Annotated in this window: 3 protein-coding genes; 2 read left to right on the forward strand and 1 reads right to left on the reverse strand. The window is 68.9% G+C overall.

Going from position 1 to position 2,118, the window contains the following annotated elements; genetic code table 11:
- Positions 1 to 353: DNA glycosylase AlkZ-like family protein (locus FKP22_RS28175; protein ID WP_211361627.1), on the forward strand; the 353-nt coding region annotated here is incomplete at its 5' end.
- A gap of 169 nt (positions 354 to 522) precedes the next feature.
- Here the strand turns inward: FKP22_RS28175 and FKP22_RS28180 are convergent.
- Entirely contained in the window at positions 523 to 1,536 is a 1,014-nt protein-coding gene (locus FKP22_RS28180; RefSeq protein ID WP_211361628.1) for an aldo/keto reductase, read from the reverse strand.
- Positions 1,537 to 1,706: 170 nt separating this feature from the next.
- On the opposite strand from FKP22_RS28180, the gene FKP22_RS28185 reads away from it, so the two are divergent.
- A partial coding sequence (locus FKP22_RS28185; RefSeq protein ID WP_170201145.1) for an AraC family transcriptional regulator occupies positions 1,707 to 2,118 on the forward strand: 412 nt, incomplete at its 3' end.

Raw genomic sequence — 2,118 nt, forward strand, 5'->3', positions numbered from 1 at the left:
GGTTCTGGCCGGCGGACGAGAAGCCGGCCTCGAAGCGGCACCAGGCGCCCGAGGCCGTGTGGCTGTTGGCGCCGTTCGACCCGGTGGTCTGGGACCGGCCGCGCTTCGAGCATTTCTGGGGCTGGGCCTACCGCTTCGAGGCCTACACCCCCGCGGCCAAACGCCTGCGCGGCCACTACGCGCTGCCGCTGCTGTGGCGCGAGCAGGTGATCGGCTGGGCCAATCTGAAAGTGACCGATGGCCAGCTGGTGCCGGACCTGGGCTTCGTGGACAAACGCCCGCGCAGCGCTGCGTTCAGCCAGGCGCTGGACGAGGAGCTGCAGCGCATGCACAGCTTCCTCGGCCTGGGCTGAGAGCCCTCAGAAGCTGTGAATGAATCGATCGGGCCCGAAGGGGTTGTCAAAACGGGCCCAATCTAGGCGCAAAGCACAGCTGTAGCTCGGGCTACAGCGAGCATTTGCAACGACGAGTGGGCGCGTTTTGGCGGCCCAGGCGGGTTCGAGTGATTCGTTCGCAGCTTCTCTAGACGTTCACGTTGGCCATGGCTGCTTCCGGGTAGCGCGTGCCCGAGACTGGGTGTTCGGCCAGCACGGCCATCAACTGCTCGCGCAACGCCGGGTCCAGCGTGATGCGGGTGGCCGCGGCGTTCTCGTCCAGCCTGGTGCTGCTGCGGGTGCCGGGGATGGGCACGATGTCGTCGCCCTGGTCCAGCAGCCAGGCCAGCGCCAGCTGGGCCGGCGTGTGGCCATGGTCGCGGGCCAGCATGCCCAGCGCATTGGCCAGCGCCAGGTTGGCGTCGAGGTTGCCGGCCTGGAAGCGCGGGTTGGCGCGGCGCCAGTCGTCGGCCGCCAGCTGGTCGGTGCTGCGGATCGCACCGGTCAGGAAACCACGGCCCAGCGGGCTGTAGGGGACCAGCGCGATGCCCAGTTCGCGGCAGGTGGGCAACACTTCATCTTCGACGTCGCGGCTCCACAGCGAATACTCGGTCTGCACCGCGGCAATCGGGTGCACCGCGGCGGCGCGGCGGATGGTGGCCGCCGAGGCTTCGGACAGGCCCAGGTGCTTGACCTTGCCCGCCTTGACCAGTTCGGCCATCGCGCCAACGGTTTCCTCGATCGGCACCTTCTTGTCGACCCGGTGCTGGTAGTAGAGGTCGATCTGCTCGACGCCCAGGCGCTGCAGGCTGGCGTCGCAGGCCTTGCGCACGTAGGCCGCGCTGCCGTCGATGCCCAGCGGCGTGCCGTCCGGCGCGCGCACGTTGCCGAACTTGGTGGCGATCACCACCTCGCTGCGTCGCTTGGCCAGCACCTGCGAGATGAGCTGCTCGTTGCGGCCCACGCCGTACATGTCGGCGGTGTCGAAGAAATTCAGGCCGATGTCCAGCGCGTGGTGCAGCACGGCCAGGGACTGGGCGTCGTCCCGCGGGCCGTAGAAGTCGGACATGCCCATGCAGCCCAGGCCGATGGCCGAGACCTGCGGGCCCTGGGTGCCCAGGCGGCGGCGCGGCAGTGCGGCGGTTTGCTTGGTGGTGGTCATGACAGTCTCTCCTTGTGAGCAGGCAACGGCCCTGTGCCGCTGCGATGGACCGAAGCTTAGGCAGCGGCGCCACGCCGGCACAGTGCAAAGCTCGGCCATCCTTGCCTGATCCTCCGATCCTGCGGCCACAGGACCGCCAAGGCCAAAGCAGCGCTTGCACAATCGCCGGCATGGCCGAATCGACACTTGTTGCCGCCCCATCCCCTGCCGCCGCCGAACTGGACGCATTGCGCCAGCGCGCGCTTGCGCTGACGCTGCGCCGCGCCACCAGCGACGGCACGCACGCCACCGCGGTGGCTGGCCTCCAACTGATACGCGCCAGCGCGCCAGCCGCCCAGTTGCCTGCCGTCTACGAGCCGGGACTGGTGCTGGCGCTGCAGGGCGCGAAAAAGGTGCAGCTCGGCGACGATGTGCTGGTTTACGGCCCGAGTCATTGCCTGCTGGTGGCCATGCCGCTGATGCCGCGCAGCCACGTGATCCAGGCCACGCCGGACAAGCCCTACATCTGCCTGCGCTTCAGCTGCGACACCCAGACGCTGGCCGACCTGTTGCTCGAACTGGATGCCGGCCCGCCGGTGACGG

Source organism: Ideonella azotifigens (assembly GCF_006519715.1).
GTDB classification, from domain to species: domain Bacteria; phylum Pseudomonadota; class Gammaproteobacteria; order Burkholderiales; family Burkholderiaceae_C; genus Ideonella; species Ideonella azotifigens.

What these genes read in the sequence shown, in the direction of transcription:
- FKP22_RS28180 (WP_211361628.1), bottom strand. Translation starts at nt 1,536, where the DNA reads ATGACCACCACCAAGCAAACCGCCGCACTGCCGCGCCGCCGCCTGGGC.